12 protein-coding genes, 2 tRNA genes and 2 pseudogenes are annotated in these 17247 nt (G+C 71.6%); 8 read left to right on the top strand and 8 right to left on the bottom strand.

All coding sequences use genetic code 11. From position 1 onward, the window contains the following. Positions 1–28 precede the first annotated feature (28 nt). Both treY and treZ read left to right on the top strand, forming a co-directional pair. Positions 29–2596, top strand: coding sequence for a malto-oligosyltrehalose synthase (gene treY, locus CITRI_RS0111785; RefSeq protein WP_010145028.1), 2568 nt, complete (start codon positions 29–31; stop codon positions 2594–2596). After that, positions 2593–4551 (top strand): malto-oligosyltrehalose trehalohydrolase, encoded by a 1959-nt coding sequence (gene treZ / locus CITRI_RS0111780; protein WP_010145027.1) that lies wholly within the window; start codon positions 2593–2595, stop codon positions 4549–4551. Before treY ends, treZ begins: the two co-directional genes overlap by 4 nt. 106 nt (positions 4552–4657) lie before the next feature. On the opposite strand, the gene CITRI_RS17575 is transcribed toward treZ, so the two are convergent. From CITRI_RS17575 to CITRI_RS0111760, 4 genes are all read right to left on the bottom strand, one after another. Further along, positions 4658–5977 carry a DUF4032 domain-containing protein gene (locus CITRI_RS17575; protein WP_010145026.1) on the bottom strand — a complete coding sequence of 440 codons (1320 nt, stop codon included), beginning with the start codon at positions 5975–5977 and terminating at the stop codon, positions 4658–4660. Between the two features lie 75 nt (positions 5978–6052). After that, the gene (locus tag CITRI_RS17570; protein ID WP_010145025.1) at positions 6053–6733 is read right to left on the bottom strand and encodes an ABC transporter ATP-binding protein; all 681 of its coding nucleotides are present in this window, start codon (positions 6731–6733) and stop codon (positions 6053–6055) included. Then, positions 6721–7497, bottom strand: a complete 777-nt coding sequence (gene otsB / locus CITRI_RS0111765; protein ID WP_010145024.1) for a trehalose-phosphatase — start codon at positions 7495–7497, stop codon at positions 6721–6723. The genes CITRI_RS17570 and otsB overlap by 13 nt, the downstream gene beginning before the upstream one ends. Next, positions 7490–9139: a trehalose-6-phosphate synthase gene (locus CITRI_RS0111760; protein ID WP_010145023.1), complete on the bottom strand. Its 1650-nt coding sequence runs from the start codon at positions 9137–9139 to the stop codon at positions 7490–7492. The genes otsB and CITRI_RS0111760 overlap by 8 nt, the downstream gene beginning before the upstream one ends. Positions 9140–9403: 264 nt before the next feature. Between CITRI_RS0111760 and CITRI_RS0111755 the strand changes: the two genes are divergently transcribed. The 4 genes and pseudogenes from CITRI_RS0111755 to CITRI_RS20420 all read left to right on the top strand — a co-directional run bounded on the left by CITRI_RS0111755 (position 9404) and on the right by CITRI_RS20420 (position 13031). Continuing rightward, complete coding sequence (locus tag CITRI_RS0111755; RefSeq protein WP_010145022.1) at positions 9404–10276, top strand: thioredoxin domain-containing protein; 873 nt, start codon at positions 9404–9406, stop codon at positions 10274–10276. 126 nt (positions 10277–10402) lie between these two features. Next, positions 10403–10476 (top strand) — tRNA-Thr (locus CITRI_RS0111750). A gap of 262 nt (positions 10477–10738) precedes the next feature. Continuing rightward, positions 10739–11735, top strand: a pseudogene (locus CITRI_RS17565) (IS481 family transposase). Positions 11736–11882: 147 nt separating this feature from the next. Further along, on the top strand, positions 11883–13031 hold the full coding sequence (locus CITRI_RS20420) for an S-layer homology domain-containing protein (RefSeq protein WP_010145019.1): 1149 nt from the start codon (positions 11883–11885) through the stop codon (positions 13029–13031). Between the two features lie 146 nt (positions 13032–13177). On the opposite strand, the gene CITRI_RS0111735 is transcribed toward CITRI_RS20420, so the two are convergent. The 3 genes from CITRI_RS0111735 to CITRI_RS20625 are packed head-to-tail and all read right to left on the bottom strand — an operon-like array spanning position 13178 to position 14249. Further along, positions 13178–13489 carry an AzlD domain-containing protein gene (locus CITRI_RS0111735; protein WP_010145018.1) on the bottom strand — a complete coding sequence of 104 codons (312 nt, stop codon included), beginning with the start codon at positions 13487–13489 and terminating at the stop codon, positions 13178–13180. Continuing rightward, the gene (locus CITRI_RS20630; RefSeq protein WP_369732230.1) at positions 13486–13986 is read right to left on the bottom strand and encodes an AzlC family ABC transporter permease; all 501 of its coding nucleotides are present in this window, start codon (positions 13984–13986) and stop codon (positions 13486–13488) included. The genes CITRI_RS0111735 and CITRI_RS20630 overlap by 4 nt, the downstream gene beginning before the upstream one ends. Further along, positions 13968–14249 carry an AzlC family ABC transporter permease gene (locus CITRI_RS20625; RefSeq protein ID WP_010145016.1) on the bottom strand — a complete coding sequence of 94 codons (282 nt, stop codon included), beginning with the start codon at positions 14247–14249 and terminating at the stop codon, positions 13968–13970. The genes CITRI_RS20630 and CITRI_RS20625 overlap by 19 nt, the downstream gene beginning before the upstream one ends. A gap of 133 nt (positions 14250–14382) precedes the next feature. On the opposite strand from CITRI_RS20625, the gene CITRI_RS0111725 reads away from it, so the two are divergent. Together CITRI_RS0111725 and CITRI_RS0111720 are read left to right on the top strand one after the other, a co-directional pair. Then, positions 14383–14459: transfer RNA gene (locus CITRI_RS0111725), tRNA-Val, on the top strand. Positions 14460–14630: 171 nt separating this feature from the next. Further along, on the top strand, positions 14631–16484 hold the full coding sequence (locus CITRI_RS0111720) for a threonine/serine exporter ThrE family protein (RefSeq protein WP_141566088.1): 1854 nt from the start codon (positions 14631–14633) through the stop codon (positions 16482–16484). A 27-nt stretch (positions 16485–16511) separates the two neighbouring features. On the opposite strand, the pseudogene CITRI_RS17545 reads toward CITRI_RS0111720, so the two are convergent. Then, positions 16512–17205 (bottom strand): annotated as a pseudogene (locus tag CITRI_RS17545) (uracil-DNA glycosylase). Positions 17206–17247 lie beyond the last annotated feature (42 nt).

Below are 17247 nucleotides of genomic sequence, written 5' to 3'. Positions count from 1 at the left end.
GGGCCGCAGCGCCCGTCACCCTGCTAGCGTGCAGACCGTGACCAGTCCGCAGAGAGTCCCCGCGTCCACCTACCGCCTGCAGCTGACCGGCGACTTCACCCTGGACGATGCGCGTACGGTGCTGCCGTACTTGCGGGACCTCGGCGTGGACTGGGTGTACCTGTCCCCGATGCTCGGCGCCGAGGAGGGCTCCACGCACGGCTACGACGTGGTGGACCCCACCCACGTGGACGACGCCCGCGGGGGAGAGGCCGGGTTGCGCGAGCTCGCCGAGGCGGTCCACGAGGCGGGCGGCGGGATCCTGGCGGACATCGTCCCCAACCACGTGGGCGTTGCCACCCCGAAGGACAACGCCTGGTGGTGGGACGTGCTCAAGCACGGCCGGGCCTCCAAGTACGCGATGGCCTTCGACATCGACTGGGCCGCCGGGGACAGCCGGATCTGGCTGCCCGTGCTGGGTGACGGCACGGAGGAGGATCCGGAGGCCGAGCTGTCGAAGCTGCGGATCGTGGACGGGGAGCTGCACTACTACGACAACGTCTACCCGCTGGCCCCGGGCACCGAGGAGGCCGCCCGCGCCGCGGTGGCCTCCCGTGAGGCCGGTGGTGCCGGTCCCGACGGAGCCGGTGCCCCGGCGGTCGGCGCGGAGGCGGGACGCTCCGAGGAGGAGCGACTGGCCCGGGCGGTCCACGACCTCCAGAACTACCGGCTGATGCCCTGGCGCGAGGCCGACGAGAACCTCAACTACCGACGCTTCTTCGCCGTCAACTCGCTGGCCGGGGTCCGGGTCGAGATCCCGCGCGTGTTCTCCGAGACGCACCGGGAGATCCTGTCCTGGGTCCGCGACGGGCTCGTGGACGGGCTGCGCGTGGACCACCCGGACGGACTGGCCGACCCGGGCGGCTACTTCGAGAACCTGCGCCAGGCCACGGGCGGGGTCTACCTGCTCGGGGAGAAGATCCTCGAGCCCGGCGAGCGGATGCCCGCGGCGTGGGCCGTGGACGGCACCACCGGCTACGACGCCCTCGGCGAGGTGGATCGCGTCCTCGTCGATCCGGCCGGCGCCCCCGAGCTGGACGCGGTGGCCGCCCGGCTCGGGGACTGGGCGGACCCGGACGCGGAGGTGGTGTGGACGGAGATGATCCACGGCACCAAGAGGGCGGTGGCGGACGGCATGCTGCGCTCCGAGGTGGAGCGGCTGGCGCGACTGGTCCCGGGCCTGATCCCCGGGGACGAGGACCATGGCGCCGAGGACCCCGGTGCGCACCGGGTGCAGGACACCCTGGCCGAACTGCTGGCCTGCTTCCCGGTCTACCGCTCCTACCTGCCCACGGGCCGCGAGCACCTGGACGACGCGGCGGCCGAGGTGCGCCGGCGCCGGCCCGAACTGGTGGACGTGCTCGAGGCCCTCATGCCGCTGCTGGCAGACCCGGACCACCCGGTGGCCGAGCGCTTCCAGCAGACCTCCGGCATGGTCATGGCCAAGGGCGTGGAGGACACCGCCTTCTACCGGTACACCCGGCTGGCCTCACTCAACGAGGTCGGCGGGGACCCGTCGGCGTTCGCCCTGGACCTGGATGCCTTCCATGCGGCCCAGGCGGACCGGCAGGCTCGCATGCCCCGCACCATGACCACCCTGTCCACGCACGACACCAAGCGCAGCGAGGACGTGCGCGCCCGCATCGACGTGCTCTCCGAGATCCCCCAGGAGTGGACGGCCGCACTGGAACGGTTCCGACAGATGGCCCCGCTCGGGGACGGGCCGTTCGAGAAGCTGCTGTGGGAGACGGTCGTGGGCGCCTGGCCGGTGGACGGCACGGCCCTGCAGACCCAGCGGCTGGCCGACTACGCGCTCAAGGCAGCGCGCGAGGCGGCCACGCGCACCACCTGGACCGAACCGGACGAGCGGTTCGAGGCCCTCCTGGCAGACCTCGCCGAACGGGCCACCGGCACCGGTGAACTGCGCGAGGCCGTCCAGGCGATCGCCGACCGGATCACCGTGGCCGGAGTCTCGAACCAGCTGGCCATGAAGCTCATCCAGCTGACGATGCCCGGAATCCCGGACGTCTACCAGGGCACGGAGGTCCCGTTCCCCACGCTCGTGGACCCGGACAACCGCCGGCCCGTGGACTTCCGTGAGCGGGCGGCCCTGCTGGCCCGGCTCGACGGTGGTTGGACCCCCGAATTCCCCCGGCCCGCCGAGGACACCGGCCAGGTCGACGGCGAGGCACTCGCCGAGTACGCCGCCGGCCTGAAGCTGCTGGTCACCTCCCGGGCGCTGCGGGCCCGCCGGGAACACCCCGAGTGGTTCAACCGCTACCAGGACCTGGACGTCCTCGGTGAGGCCGCCGACCACGTGGTCGCGTTCTCCCGCGGGGGCTGCATCACCCTGGCCACCCGCTGGCCGCTGGGACTGGCCGACGAGGGCGGCTGGGGCGACACGGCCGTCGTGCTGCCCCGCCAGGCCGTGGTGGACCTGATCACCGGACGCCGTTTCGGCGGGGCCTTCACGGACGGGACCACCCGACTGGCCGAGATCTTCGAACACCACCCGGTCGCCCTGCTGGTGCCGGAGGAGGGGAACACGCTGCGATGACGGAGACGAGGGACCGGGGAACGTCCCGGGAGCAGGGGGACGCAACCCACCCGCGGGACACCCGGTGGTCGGTCTGGGCACCGGAGGCCAGGACCGTCGAGCTGGTGGTCACCGACCGCGAACCGGGGGCCGTCCACGACAGCGCCGACCGGTGGGCCGGCGCCGAGACGTTCCCGATGGAACCGGCCGGGGACGGGTGGTGGGTGCCCGGGGTCACCGCTCCCCGAAGCACCGACGCGGGCTACGGATACCGCGTGGACGGCGAGGGCCCGTTCCCGGACCCGCGCTCGCGGTGCCAGCCGGACACCGTCCACGGCCCCTCCCGGCTGGTGGACCCCGCGGCGTACGACTGGCAGGACGGCGACTGGACCGGACGGTCACTGCGGGGCGCGGTCATCTACGAGCTCCACGTGGGTACCTTCACCGCCGAGGGCACCCTCGATGCGGCCCTCGGGCGGCTCGACCACCTCGTCTCGCTCGGGGTGACGCACGTGGAACTGCTGCCCGTGAACTCCTTCGGCGGACGGCACAACTGGGGCTACGACGGCGTCGGCTGGTACGCCGTCGACGCCTCCTACGGTGGACCGGAGTCCTACCGGCGCTTCGTGGACGCCTGCCACGCAGCCGGGCTGGCGGTCCTGCAGGACGTCGTCTACAACCACCTGGGACCCTCCGGGAACTACCTGCCGAAGTTCGGCCCCTACCTGACCGAGCAGTCCACCGGCTGGGGCAGCGGCCTGAACCTGGACGGCCCCGACTCGGACGAGGTCCGCCGCTACATCCTGGACAACCTCCGGATGTGGGTCGAGGAGTACCACGTGGACGGCTTCCGGCTGGACGCCGTCCACGCCCTGCACGACACCCGCGCCGTCCACCTGCTCGAGGAGATGGCCACCGAGATCGACGCCCTGTCCGCGCGGCTGGGCCGGCCCCTGGTGCTGGTGGCCGAATCGGACCTGAACGATCCGCGGATGATCAGCCCCCGCGCACCCGGTGGCGTCGGTGGTCACGGGCTCACCGGCCAGTGGTCTGACGACTTCCACCACGCCGTTCACGTGGCGCTGACCGGGGAGACCGAGGGCTACTACGCCGACTTCGCCTCCCTGGACGCCCTGGGCAAGGTCCTCAACGAGGGCTTCTTCCACGACGGCACCTACTCCTCCTTCCGCCGCCGCCACCACGGCCGCCCGCTGGGCGAGCACACCCCGGCGGAGGCCCTCGTGGTGTGCACCCAGAACCACGACCAGGTCGGCAACCGGGCCACGGGGGACCGGTTGACCGCGTCCCTTGACGAGGGGCGGCTGGCCATCGGGGCGGCGCTGCTGATGGCCGGGCCCTTCACCCCCATGCTGTTCATGGGGGAGGAGTGGGCGGCGTCCACGCCCTGGCAGTTCTTCACGGCCCACCGCGAGCCGGAACTGGCCGAGGCGGTGACCCAGGGCCGGCGCAGGGAGTTCGAGCGCATGGCCTGGGACCACGACGCCGTGCCGGACCCGCAGGCGGAGCAGACCTTCCGGGACTCCACGCTGCGCTGGGAGGAGGCCGGTACCGGCCGGCACGCCCGGTTGCTGGAGCTGTACCGCCGGCTGGCCGCCCTGCGCGCCGAGCTGCCCGAACTGACCGACCCCGCCCGCGCCACCACGCGCGCCACCGTCGACGCCGGCCCGCGCCACCTGCGGCTGGACCGTGGCCTGCGGAAGGGGGCCGCCGACGTCGGGACCGGGGTGGGTGCCTCCCTCCAGGCCGGCGGGCACGGCGCAGGATCCGTGGTGCTCCTGGCCGCCTTCGGCGAGGACCCCCTGCCGGTCCCGCCCGAACTGGCCGGCCACCGGCTGCTGGCCGGGCACGGCATCGACGGCCCGGTGCCGGCCGGCGACCAGGGTGGTCCCGCCGGCGAGGACGCACCGCCGGCATCCGTCCCCGCACCCGGTTTCCTGCTCCTCGGGCGTCGCTGACCGGTCCTGCCGCCCGGCCGGCCCCCGGGACGGGGACGCCAGGGCCCCGGCGTCAGCGTCGGGGCCCGGGGCTCGACGTCACAGGCTCGACGTCACAGGCCCGGGGTCACAGTCCGGGGGTCTGCGCCGACTGCGGGCTCCAGGGGCCGTCCGGACCGCCGGCCCGCGGCGGCACGGCACGCAGCATGGTGGTGGTGGGGTGCAGGGCCACGGCGTCCTCGTCCCGCCGCGCGGGCAGCACGGTGCGGATGTAGGACTGCAGGGCCTCGGTCAGCGGCACGGACCGGTTCTGGTTCTCGGACAGGTACCAACGGTGCTCCAGCAACTGGTGCATCACCTCGGCCGGTTCGAGCTTGCCGGAGAGCTCGGGGGGGATGGACCGGGTCACGAGGTCGAACACCTCCTCGACCCAGAGGTGGGCGGCCTCCTGCTCGTCGAGCTCGGGGTGCCGGTCGGCACGGAAGTGGTCGATGTCCCGCAGCAGCCGGCGGGCCTGGTTCTCCTGCACGTCCAGCCCGGTCAGGCCCAGCAGCCGCCGCTGGTGGTGGCCCGGGTCCACCACCTTGGGCTGCAGCACCAGCTCGGAACCGTCGGGGGTGGTGCGGATCGCGTACTCCTCCACGTCGAAGCCCAGGGCGTTGAGCCGGCGGATCCGGTCCTCCACCCGCCAGCGCTCCTCGGTGCGGAAGGACATGTCCCCGGTGAGCTCGTCCCAGAGCCGGCGGTAGGCGTTGATGATCAGCTCGGAGGTCGTCACCGGATCCACGTCGGGGTCCAGCATGCCCCCGCTCGCCAGGTCCATCAGCTCCCCGGCGATGTTGACGCGGGCGATCTCCAGGTCGTGCTCGCGCTGCCCGCGGGACAGGGAGGGGTGCAGTTCCCCCGTCTCGGCGTCCACCAGGTAGGCGGCGAACGCACCGGCGTCGCGGCGGAACAACGTGTTGGACAGGGACACGTCCCCCCAGTAGAAGCCCACCAGGTGCAGTTCCACCAGCAACAGGGCCAGCGCGTCGATCAACCGCGTGACGGTGTCCTGGTGCAGCCTGCGGGAGAACACCGCGCGGTAGGGCAGGGAGAAGCGCAGGTGGCGGGTGACCAGCGCCGTCAGCAACGGCTCGCCGTCCTCCGTGGTCCGGCCGCTGACCACCGCCACCGGTTCCACGCACGGCAGGTTCAACCGTTCCAGGCGCCGCAGCAACTGGTACTCCCGCCGCGCGGACTCCTCCGTGGTCTCCTTCACGGCCACCACGGCCCCGGCCAGGTGCGCGAAGCGCACCACGTGCCGTGAGATGCCGCGGGGCAGGGCGGCGAGGGTCCGCACCGGCCAGTCCTCCAGGGAGACATCCCAGGGCAGGGCCAGCAGTTCCGTGGCGCCCAACTGCGAGGACACCGAGGTCGTGATGTCCAGTCCGGTGCGTGAGGCCAAGGGACAGCTCCTTCCGTCGCGGTGGTCGCGGGCGACCGGGGACTCGTGCGCAGTGGGGGAATGCCAGCAGTCCCCTCAGGCCGGCACGACGCCCGTGTCCGCAGTGTCCTCCATGATCCGACCCCCGTCCAGCCGCAGCACCCGGTCCGCCGCGGACGCCAGGGGTCCGGGATCGGCCGTGGCATGCAGGGTGGTGACCCGCAGGTTCCGGACCAGCGAGCGGATCAGGTCCGCGGTGTGGACCTTCAGCTCCGGGGGCACCATGGCCAACGGGTCATCCATGAGAAGCACCGCAGGCCGCCGGACCACGGCCCGGGCCAGCGCTACTTGCTGGCGCTGGGGCCCGGTGAGCCGGTCCGGGCCGAGGTCCAGCCGGTCCGTCAGGTCCAGCAGCCGGGCGGCCTCGGACACCCGCTCCTCGCGTTCGGCCTCGGGGACGCCGGCCACCCGCAGGGTGAAGCTCATGTTGTCCCGCACGCTCATGTGCGGGTAGAGGGCGTAGTTCTGGAACACCAGCACGGCGTCACGGTCCCGGGCCGGGACGGCGGTGACGTCCACCCCGCCGATCAGCACCCGTCCGCTCGTGGGGTCCTCCTGCCCGGCCAGCACGCGCAGCAGGGTGGACTTGCCGGCGCGCGGCGGGCCGGTGATCACCACGAACTGCCCGTCCCCGGCGTGCAGGTCCAGCCCGTCCAGGGCCGGTCCAGGGGCATCCGGGTAGCGCACGGTGACGTTCTCCAGGGTCACCGACGCCATCGGGCCACCGCCTCGAGCACCGCGGCCAGCGCGGCCGGCCCGTCGATCCGGAACCGGGCCGCCGTCGGGCCGTCCCCGACCTTGATGCCGACGTCCGTGGCGGGGTCGAGGCGGGCGAAGCCGTGCTCGTCGGTGACGTCGTCCCCCGCGAACAGGACCGCCTCGGCACCGCTGGTCCGGCGCAGCAGGTCCAGGCCCTGGCCCTTGTCCGCGCGCACCACGGAGACCTCGTACACGTCCTTGCCGTGGCCGGGGTAGATCCCGTCCCGTCCCGCCAGCGCCGCCTCGGCCTCCGCCACCGCCCGGCGCTTGGCCTGCGCCGTCGCGGCCAGCCGCACCTGCAGCACCCGGCCGGCCGGCTTGTACTCAACCCAGGAGTCCGGGTAGCGCGCCGCGATCTCCTCCAGCACGGCCCCGACGTCGGCCAGCGTCCTGCGCTGCGTCTCGTCCAGTTCCAGCGGGGGCGCGTCCGGCCCCAGGCGCCGCTCGGCCCCGTGGGAGCCGATCAGCAGGGTGCGGTCCGGGGGCGCGGCCACGGCGATGAGGGACTCCAGGGCGCGGCCGGAGACCAGGGCGGTGTGGACCCCGGGCAGCCCCGTCAGCGCGTCCAGGGCCGCGGCGTTCTCCGGGACCGGCCGGGCGTCCTCGGCACGGTCCACGAGCTCCGAGACGACACCGTCGAAGTCCAGGGCGACCAGCACCGTGTCCCGGGCGGCGAAGTCACGCAGGGCGCGCTCGAGGCCCGGGTCCAGGCCGTCAGTCATCGGCCAGCCGCAGCTGCTCGGCCCGTCGCGCCTCTTCGGCCTGTTCGGCCTGTTCGGCGTGCTCGTCCTCGCGGCGCTCGCGGTCGTCGTCGGTGTCCATGAAGGCGCTCTGGACGGCGTCCTCCGGCCGGGGCCGGCGCCGCTTAGTCCGTCCGCCCAGGCGGTCGAGGAAGTCCCGGGACCACTTGGCGACGTCGTTCGTGAGGACCTGCCGGTGCATGGCCCCCATCCGCCGGCGGGCGTCCTGGGGGTCCATCTGGATGGCCTCCATGATGGCGTCCTTGAGGCCGTCGATGTCATGCGGATTGACCAGCAGCGCGTCACGGAGCTGGTCGGCGGCGCCGGCGAACTCGGACAGGACGAGGACGCCACCCCAGTCGCCGCGCACGGCCGCGTACTCCTTGGCCACCAGGTTCATGCCGTCCCGCAGCGCGGTGACCAGCATGACGTCGGCCGCCAGGTAGAGGGCCACCATCTCCTCCACGGGGTAGGAGTGGTGCAGGTAGCGGATCGCGGTGTGGCCCATGGTGTCGAAGGTGCCGTTGACCCGGCCCACGGACAGCTCGATCTCGTCCCGCAGCTCCCGGTAGGTCTCCACGTTCTCCCGCGAGGGGCTGGCGACCTGGACCAGGCACGCCTGTTCCACGGTGACCTGTGCGTCCTCCAGCAGCTCGGCGAAGGCCTTGATCCGGTGGCGGATCCCCTTCGTGTAGTCCAGCCGGTCCACGCCGAGCAGTATGGTCTGCGGATTGCCCAGTTCCTCCCGGATCTGGCGGGACCGGGCCTGGATCTCGGGATCCGCGGCCAGGGCGGTGACCGTCTGCGCGTCGATCGAGATGGGAAACGCCTCGGCCGCCACGGTGCGCGAACCGCCGTCGAGGTCCTCCACCTCGAGGGAACCCGAGGTGAACGTCTCACCCAGGATGCGCTCCACGGAGCGCTGGAAGTTCTCCACGTCGGAGGTGCGCTGGAAGCCGATGAGGTCCGCCCCGAGCAGTCCCTCCAGCACCGGGCGACGCCAGGGCAGCTGGGCGAAGATCTCCACCGGTGCGAACGGGATGTGGTGGAAGTAGCCGATGCGCAGGTCCGGGCGCAGCCGTCGCAGCATCCGGGGGACCAGCTGCAGCTGGTAGTCCTGCACCCAGACGGTCGCCCCCTCCGAGGCCGTCTGCGCGGCGGCCCGCGCGAACCGGGCGTTGACCTGCTGGTAGGTGTCCCACCACTGGCGGTGGAACTCGGGCCGGGCGATCACGTCGTGGTAGATCGGCCACAGGGTGGCGTTGGAGAAGCCCGCGTAGTACTCCTCGATGTCCTGCTCGGACAGCGGCACGGGCACCAGGTGCATGCCGTCGTGGTCGAAGGGGTCGGTGGCCTGGTCCGCGTCCTCGGAGTCCTGGGGGGCGCCGTTCCAGCCGACCCACGCGCCCTCCTCGCTGGCCATGATGGGAGCCAGCGCGGTCACCAGGCCACCGGGGGAGCGCTGCCAGCTGGCGTTGCCCTGCTCGTCCACCACCCGGTCGACCGCCAGCCGGTTCGAGACCACGACGAGGTCGTACTGTCCGGGGGCGGGCGGCTCCCCGTCGGTCCGGTCCACGAACGGTACGGTGCCAGTGGGTATTCCGGTGTGCTGGGTGTCGCTCACGACGGGCCTCCTCGTCCTCAACTGCGCCGCCCGTGCGGCACAGGCGACCGGGGCGCCGGACGGACCGACGGCCCTCGTCAAGCCTAGCCTCAGCCGGCGCGCGGCCGGTGCCCGGGGCGCCCGGGGAGGCGGAACGGACGCCGTCGCCATCCGCCACGGGTTCTCAGGAAGGGCCGGTAGGCTGACCCCCGGCCCGGACGAGGTATCAGGGGGTACCGGCCGCCGGCACCGACCCACACCGCAGCCCCACCGACAGGCAGGACGATGGCTTCCAACGACAAGCAGACCAAGGCAGAACGACAGCAGAGCGCCCGTGAGAAGGCCCGCCGGATGCAGGAGGAACAGCGGCGTCAGGAGAAGCGCCGGTCCCTCATGGTCCGCTGGGGCGTCGTCATCGGCGTCGTGGTGGTGGTCGCCGTGGTCGTGGGCGTCATCTTCATGAACTCGTCCCGCTCCATTCCCGACGCCGGCCCGGCGCCGACCGTGGCCAACGAGTACGGCGGCGTGGTGCTGACCTCGACGACCGAGCTGGCACCCAGCGAGTTCGGCGGTGAGCAGGTGGACGCCACCTCTGTCGAGGTGCCGGAGACGCCCACCCCGATGGAGACCGTGCCCGGTCTCGAGGAGCGCGGGGCCAACGACCCGGCCCAGATCATCATCTACGCCGATGCCAACTGCGTGCACTGCGCCAGCTTCGAGTCCGAGAACGGCCAGCAGCTGAACCAGTGGCTGGATGCGGGCGAGGCCACCGTGGAGTACCGCCTGTTGGACTTCCTGGACAACCCGGCCACCGGCAACTACTCCTCGCGCGCCGCCAACGCCGCGCTGTGCGTGGCCGAGGGCTCGCCGGAGAACTACAACTCCTTCGTGGCCCAGGTGTTCGCGGCCTATACAGGTGAGGGCATGAGCGACGACGACCTCAAGTCCATGGCCTCCGGCCTGGGTGCCGACGTCAACGGGTGCATCGACGGCAACACCTACCGTCCCTACGTCAAGTACACCGGGGCGACCGCCCGGGCGGACGGCGTGACCGGCACCCCGACCGTGTTCGTCAACGGCCAGAACTGGGCCGAGTCCGCCCAGGAGGGCCAGTCCTTCACCGACTGGGCCCAGTCCGTGATGGAGAAGAAGTCCTGATCGACTGACCGGAGGGCCCGGAGGCCGGCCGGTCGTCTCCGGGGACGGTGCGCCAGGGACCGATCCGTTACCCTTGAGGGGCTGGTCCTCCGGCGCCGCCACGGCGCTCGGGGCCCGGCCCTTCTCGCCTCCTTAGCTCAGCTGGCCAGAGCACCTGTCTTGTAAACAGGGGGTCACCGGTTCGAACCCGGTAGGGGGCTCCGTGGACCCCGCCCGGCTGGACATCATCCTGCCCGGCGGGGTCCTTGCGCATCCTGCCGCCGTACCCCCCCCCGTGTGACGGGCTGGTCCCGATGAATGGGCCAGCATCCTTCACCGCGATGACCGGGGGCACCCGGGGGGCTAACTGTGATGTCCAGGGAGGTTGTCCCGCCTCGCGGCGGTGAGTGGGGCTGACAGGCGAAGGCCCCCGGTAGTGAAGTGGAGCTGTCTAGTTCAACGCTTCACCGACCGGAGGCCTTCATGTCCCACGCTAACGCTGTCCTGACTCCTCGTACACGCCTCCGCCTGGCCCGGCTGGTCGTCGAGAAGGAGTGGACCTATGCCGCCGCGGCGAAGATGTTCATGGTCTCCCCGCGCACGGCCAAGAAATGGGCCCAGCGCTACCGGGCCGAGGGCCAGGCGGGGATGGCTGACCGCTCCTCCCGCCCGCACACCAGCCCGGCCAAGACCAGTCCGGCCCTGGTGCGCCGGATCGTGGCCCTGCGGTGGCGGCACCGGTTGGGTCCGGTCCAGATCGCTGGTCGGCTCGGAGTGGCTGCCTCGACCATGCACGCGGTGCTGGTGCGCTGCCGGATCAACCGGCTGGGTTCCATCGACCGGGTCACCGGTGAACCGTTGCGCCGTTACGAGCACCCCCATCCGGGCTCGCTGCTCCACGTGGACGTGACCAAGTTCGGCAACATTCCCGACGGCGGCGGCTGGCGCTACGTGGGCAAGCAGCAAGGCCGGCGCAACCGCGCCGCCACCGACGACCAGCGCCGCAAGGGCCGAGTGCGTGGCCCCCTGGTCGGGACCGCCTACGTGCATACCGTGATCGATGACCACTCACGGGTGGCCTATGCTTCAGATCCACACCGACGAGAAGGCCGACACGGCGATCGAGGTGCTGCGCCGGGCCACCGCCTGGTTCGCCGACCGGGGCGTCACCATTCAGCGAGTCCTTTCCGACAACGGGTCGGCCTACCGGTCCTACGCCTGGGCCCAGGCCTGCACCGAGCTGGGCATCACGCCCAAGCGCACCCGGCCCTACCGGCCCCAGACCAACGGCAAGATCGAACGCTTCCACCGCACCCTGGCCGATGGCTGGGCCTACGCGAAGTTCTACCCCTCCACCCCCGAGCGCAACGACGCCCTACCGGGATGGCTGCACTTCTACAATCACCATCGAGCCCACTCCGCGATCGGAGGCCAGCCACCGGTCACCCGACTGACCAACCTCCCTGGACATCACAGCTAACCCTCCCGGTTCAGGACAACCTCGGTCGGTGCGACCTCGAGACCATGAATTCGGCCTCTGACAGGGACTTTGTGACTGATCCGTGACATACTCCCCGTGTACTTCGTTATCGCACCTTGACCGACGCACACGAACTGGATCACCCGCATGTACACCTCCGCACCCATGCCCGGCGCCCGGGGCACCCTGCCGGCCGCCATCCTTTCGGCCGTGGCCGCACTCGTCCTCGGGCTCACCCTGACCCTGGCAGGCTCTGTGGCCACCGCCCCGGGAGCCGCGGCCGCCAGCTGCACCACCTCGAACTTCAAGGACGTCCCGAGGGCCAAGACCAGCGTCAGCGTCTACCAGGCCGTGTCCTGGGTGAACTGCAAGGGCATCAGCACCGGTTATGCCGACCGCACCTTCCGACCCACCAAGACCGTCACCCGCGCCGATTTCGCGGTGATGCTCTACAAGCAGGTCACACCCAAGCACACCAAGGGCAAGCAGTACTTCACCGACGTCCCCAAGGGCAAGAGCTACACCGAAGCCGTGAACTGGCTGGGCCAGGCAGGACTGTCCTACGGGCACTCGGGCCGGAAGTTCAAGCCCAGCCAAGCGATCACCCGCGGGGACGCCTCCGTGATCCTCTACAAGCTCTCCGGCTCCAAGTACAAGGGCCCGGTCAAGTCCCCCTTCAAGGACCTATCCCGGGGCAAGGCCTACTACAACCAGGCCGCCTTCATGCGCAGCCGCGGCTTCTCTTCCGGTTACTCCGACCGTACGTACCGCCCGAAGAAGGCCATCACCCGCGGTGAGACCGCCGTAGCCCTCTACAAGGCCAACAGCATCATCGCCCACCGCGGCGACGTAAAGACCGCCAAGATGACTCCGCTGCCGGTCAAGGTCCACCGGGCCTCGACCACCACCGCCACCTGGAAGGCGAAGACCGCCACCTGGGCCACCACCAAGGCCAAGAGCACCAAGACCTTCTACCAGTACGGGGGCAGCGGCCCCTACGGGTATGACTGCTCCGGGTTCACCACCGGCGCGTTCGCCGCCGGCGGGCAGTCCCTGCCGCGCACCTCCAAGGACCAGTACACCGCTGCCGACCAGCACGTGCCGGTCTCGCAGGCCAAGACCGGCGACCTCGTCTACTGGTCGAACAACGGCAAGTCCACCGGCGTCTACCACGTGGCCGTGGTCGTGGACGCGGACACCATCGCCCATGCACGCAACCCTGCCTCCGGAGTCACCCTGACGGACATCGACTACTCCACGGCGAACATGCTCAGTGTCGCGGGCCGCTTCAACTGACGCACCGCGACGGCAAGGCCCCGGACCGCAGATGGCGGTCCGGGGCCTTGCCGTTCCCGGCTGGGGGAGGTGGCGCCGTCCGCGTGGAGGGCCGCGACGACCCGAGCGGGGCAGGCAGGCCCCGCGGTGGACGCCCGTGCGATCCCTCAGGGGACGCCGAGCAGGCGCAATCCGGTTGCGGCCACCGCACCGGTGATCACGACCACCAGGAACGGGGCCCGCAGCACCAGCGCGACCGCGGCGGCCACGACAGCCCCGAGCCGGGCATCCAGTGCCAGTCCCTGGCCGACGGCGGCGGTGTTCATCACCACGAGCGCGGACAGCAGCCCGATCGTCACCGCGTTGGCCGTGCGCAGCATCCGCGGGTCGTCCAGGATCGTCGCGGGCACGAGGTAGCCCAGCAACTTGGTCCCGAAGGCGATCGCGCTCGCCAGCAGGATCCATTCCCACGTGCTCACGCCGCCGACTCCCTCGTGCCGGTCTGTTGCGTCCGGGCACGCCCCAGTTGACCCGGGTGGCCTCCCCGCGGACCAGGCCCCCGGCGTGCCGGGGACCCGAACCAGCCCCACAGCCCCGCCACGGCCCCGGCGACCAGGATCGGGATCCCGGAGGGCAGTGCCGGCAGGGCGATCGTGGTGACGAGCGCCGTCACCGCTGCCAGGGTCCAGGCGTCACCGGTCTTCAACCGGGGCCACAGCAGGCCGAGCATCGCCGCGGCGGCCGCACCGTCCAACCCCCAGGCCTTCGGGTCGCCCATCAGGTCCCCGGCGACCGCGCCGAGCACGGTGAAGGCCACCCATGTCAGCCACACCCCGACGCCGGCCGTCCAGAACCCGATGCGGCGCCCGTGCGGATCGGGCTGGGCCATGGACGTGGCCGCGGACTCGTCGATGGTCACGTGCGCGGCCAGTGGTTTCAGGGCGGGACCGGGCCGCATCATGGCGTTGAGCTGGATCCCGTAGACCGCGTTGCGGACCCCGAGCAGGCTGGCGGCACCCGTGGCCGCGGCACCCCCGCCCCGCCGGCCAGCACCCCCACGAAGGCAAACTGCGAACCACCCGTGAACATCAGCGCGCTCAGGGCGATCGTCTGCCACACGTCCAGCCCCGCCGCGAGCCCGAGGGCGCCGAAGGAGATCCCGTAGAGGCCCGTGGCCACGGCCACGGAGGCGCCGGTCCGGAAGGCCGGATGCGTGCCCAGCCGCGTGAAGGAGTCCATGCCGTTCATCGTAGGTGCGCCGCGCCGAGCACCCGTCACCGCGGCTCACGCAGCGCGTTTTCGGACTGGGCCTCAGTTCTGCTAAGCTTTCATAGCTGTCAGCCCCCGACGGGGAAGACGCTGGCACGCTGTTGGATCTTTAGCTCAGTTGGTTAGAGCGTTCGCTTCACACGCGAGAGGTCGCTGGTTCGAGTCCAGTAAGATCCACCACTCCTGAAGGGCCCGGTACGGGCCCTTCAGTCGTTAAATGGGGCACTACAGTGTGCCGTGGGCCGCCCGTCCGCCCCGGACCGGGCAGGGACAGGACAGCGGAGAGTGCAGCCGGCGGCGGTGCGGGAGACCCCGCGAGCCGGCACTGACGGGACAGGAGGATAGACAGCCGTGGACGATCAGGCCAGGACGCGATCGGGACGCCGGAACATCCAGGAACCGCCCGTGGAACTGTCCCAGATCCCCATCATCCGCCCCGCGGCACAGACTCCCGCGGGAGCACCCTCCGGGGAGCACCCCGCCTCCGGCCGTCCCGCCGTGGAGGAGAGCGCCCCCGCCACTAGCTCGATCACGGACTTCCCCCTGGGCCCGGCGGCCGAGGCCGCCGGCCACGTGCCGACCGGGCAGACCCCCACCGCCGCCCCGGCGACCGGTCCGCAGCCCACGGTCACCGCCCCCGTCGCCGCCGACGGCGCCGGCGTCGGGCCCGTCACCGACACCCCGATCACGGAGCCGCCCAGCTCCGTGCCGGTGCCGCAGTCCGTGCTGGCGCCCTCCGAGCCGATCACCGGCGAGCCGCCGGCCGCCCCGGTGGCCCTGCGGGGGCCGAAGAAGCCCCGGTTGCGGTTCTCCGGCAGCTCGGCGATCCGGCGGATCATGTACTCGGAACCGCTGCCGACGCAGGCCCTGTCCATGGTGGACCGGATCGCCGGCAGCCCGTACGCCAACCCCTACCTGCGCACCACCCGGCTGGCGGACGCCGACGAGCGGACCACCCTGGACTTCGCGCTGAAACTGGCCGAGACCCTCTTCCGCTTCGGCGCCGGTGCCCTCGAGGTGGAGACCTCGATCATCGTGGTGACCCAGGCCTTCGGCGTGCACGAGACCGAGGTGGACATCACCAACCAGTCGATCTCGCTGAACTACGCACCCGCCGGCAAGACGCCGTACACGCTGCAGCGCGTGGTGCGGTCCTGGTCGCAGAACTACGCGGGCCTGGCGCTGATGCACCGGCTGGTGTCCGCGATCGCCGCCGGAGAGGTGGACCGGGACGAGGCCCAACAGCGGTTGGCCGACATCCGGCACAAGCCCAAGCCGTTCCCGAAGTGGCTCAACACGCTGTCCGCCGGCCTGTTCGCGGCCACCTTCGTGCTGTTCATCGGCGGCGGGCTGGTCGGTGCCGGTGTGGCCCTGCTGTCCACCTCGTTGCTGATCACCGTGATGGACGTGATGGGCCGGGCCCGGATCCCGGAGTTCTTCGCCACGATGGCCGGTGGCTTCATCGCCACCGTGATCGCCCTGGTGCTCTTCGAGCTCGACGTGCCGCTGGGGCCGTCCTTGGTGGTGGCCGGCGGGATCATGCTCCTGTTGCCGTCGGGCCGCTTCGTCTCCGCGGTGCAGGACGCGATCAACGGCTTCCCCGTGACCGCCGCAGGCAGGTTTGTCTCCGCGGCCCTCATCTTCGCGGCGCTGATCGCGGGGATCATGTCCGCCGTGGTGTTCGCCAGCCTGATGGGCTTCGCGGAACTGGACGTGGACAACGCCAGCTCCTCCACGTACCCGGTCTGGTTCATGGGCCTGCTCGTCTTCCTGGCGGCCGTCTGGGACTCGATCTTCGAGCAGTCCGAGTGGAAGCTGCTGCTGCCCACCGCCCTGGTGTCCCTGACGGGTTTCGCGGCCTACGCCGGCGCGGAGGCCCTGGGCGTGGGGCCCCGGCTGACCCCCGCCATCGCCGCCGTGGTCATCGGCGCCGTCGGCCGGTACGTGGCCCTGAGGATGGGCGCGCCCCAGCTCGTGGTGGCCGTGCCGGCCATCCTGTTCCTGCTGCCCGGACTGACCATCTTCCGGTCCATGTACGGCATCGCCATGGACAGCGGCGCCCTCGTGGACGGGCTCGTCGGGCTGTTCAACGCCTCCGCCACCATCATGGCCATCGCCGCCGGCGTGGTCCTGGGCGACACCCTGGCCCGTCCGTTCACCACCGCCCTGCAGGCCAACGAACGGCGCCGGATCGGCCGTCGATGACCGGTCCGCGCGGCGTGGTCGGAGGGGTCAGGAGTGGTCGACGCGCCAGTCGACCGGTTCGGCGCCCCACTGCTCCAGCAACTGGTTGGTGCGGCTGAACGGCCGCGAGCCAAAGAACCCGCGCCGCGCCGAGAGCGGGGACGGGTGGGCCGACTCGATGATCCCGAGGGGGGCGTCCGCGGGCGCGTGCCGCTGCAGCACCGGGGCCATCTTCCGTGCATCGGCGCCCCACAGGATGGCCACCAGCGGGGTGCCTCGTCCGGACAGTGCCTCCACGGCGGCCTCGGTCACCCGCTCCCACCCCAATCCACGATGGCTGGCGGGCTGGCCGGCGGCCACGGTCAGGACCCGGTTCAGCAGCAGCACGCCCTGCCCGGTCCAGGCGGTCAGGTCACCGTGGGGGCCGGGGGATGCCGAGGTCCTCGGACAGTTCCTGGTAGATGTTCACGAGTGAGCGTGGCAGCGGTGACACGTGCCGGTCCACGGCGAAGCTCATCCCGATCGGGTGCCCCGGCGTGGGATAGGGGTCCTGGCCCAGGATCAGCACCCGCACCTCGTCGAAGGGCTGCCGGAAGGCCCGCAGGATGTTCTCCGGCGCCGGGAGGACCTGCTCCCCGTCGGCCCTCCGGGCCTTGACCTCGCGCCCGACGGCATCCAGGGCCTCCTGCTGGGGCGCCAGGGCGCGCTCCCATCCGGGATCCAGTGGTTCGAGCAGTCTCATCGGTGCAGACTATCGAATGACACCGCTGTAGTTCGGCGGAGT

Source organism: Citricoccus sp. CH26A, assembly GCF_000224415.1.
GTDB lineage: Bacteria > Actinomycetota > Actinomycetes > Actinomycetales > Micrococcaceae > Citricoccus.
Note: the sequence above shows the minus strand (reverse complement) of the source record. Positions and strands in the feature narration are given on the sequence as shown.

Bases quoted from the DNA above. Each gene is read 5' to 3' on its own strand.
- treZ (WP_010145027.1), top strand. From the start codon at position 2,593: ATGACGGAGACGAGGGACCGGGGAACGTCCCGGGAGCAGGGGGACGCA.
- CITRI_RS17570 (WP_010145025.1), bottom strand. From the start codon at position 6,733: ATGGCGTCGGTGACCCTGGAGAACGTCACCGTGCGCTACCCGGATGCC.
- otsB (WP_010145024.1), bottom strand. From the start codon at position 7,497: ATGACTGACGGCCTGGACCCGGGCCTCGAGCGCGCCCTGCGTGACTTC.
- CITRI_RS0111755 (WP_010145022.1), top strand. From the start codon at position 9,404: ATGGCTTCCAACGACAAGCAGACCAAGGCAGAACGACAGCAGAGCGCC.
- CITRI_RS20420 (WP_010145019.1), top strand. From the start codon at position 11,883: ATGTACACCTCCGCACCCATGCCCGGCGCCCGGGGCACCCTGCCGGCC.
- CITRI_RS20625 (WP_010145016.1), bottom strand. From the start codon at position 14,249: ATGGACTCCTTCACGCGGCTGGGCACGCATCCGGCCTTCCGGACCGGC.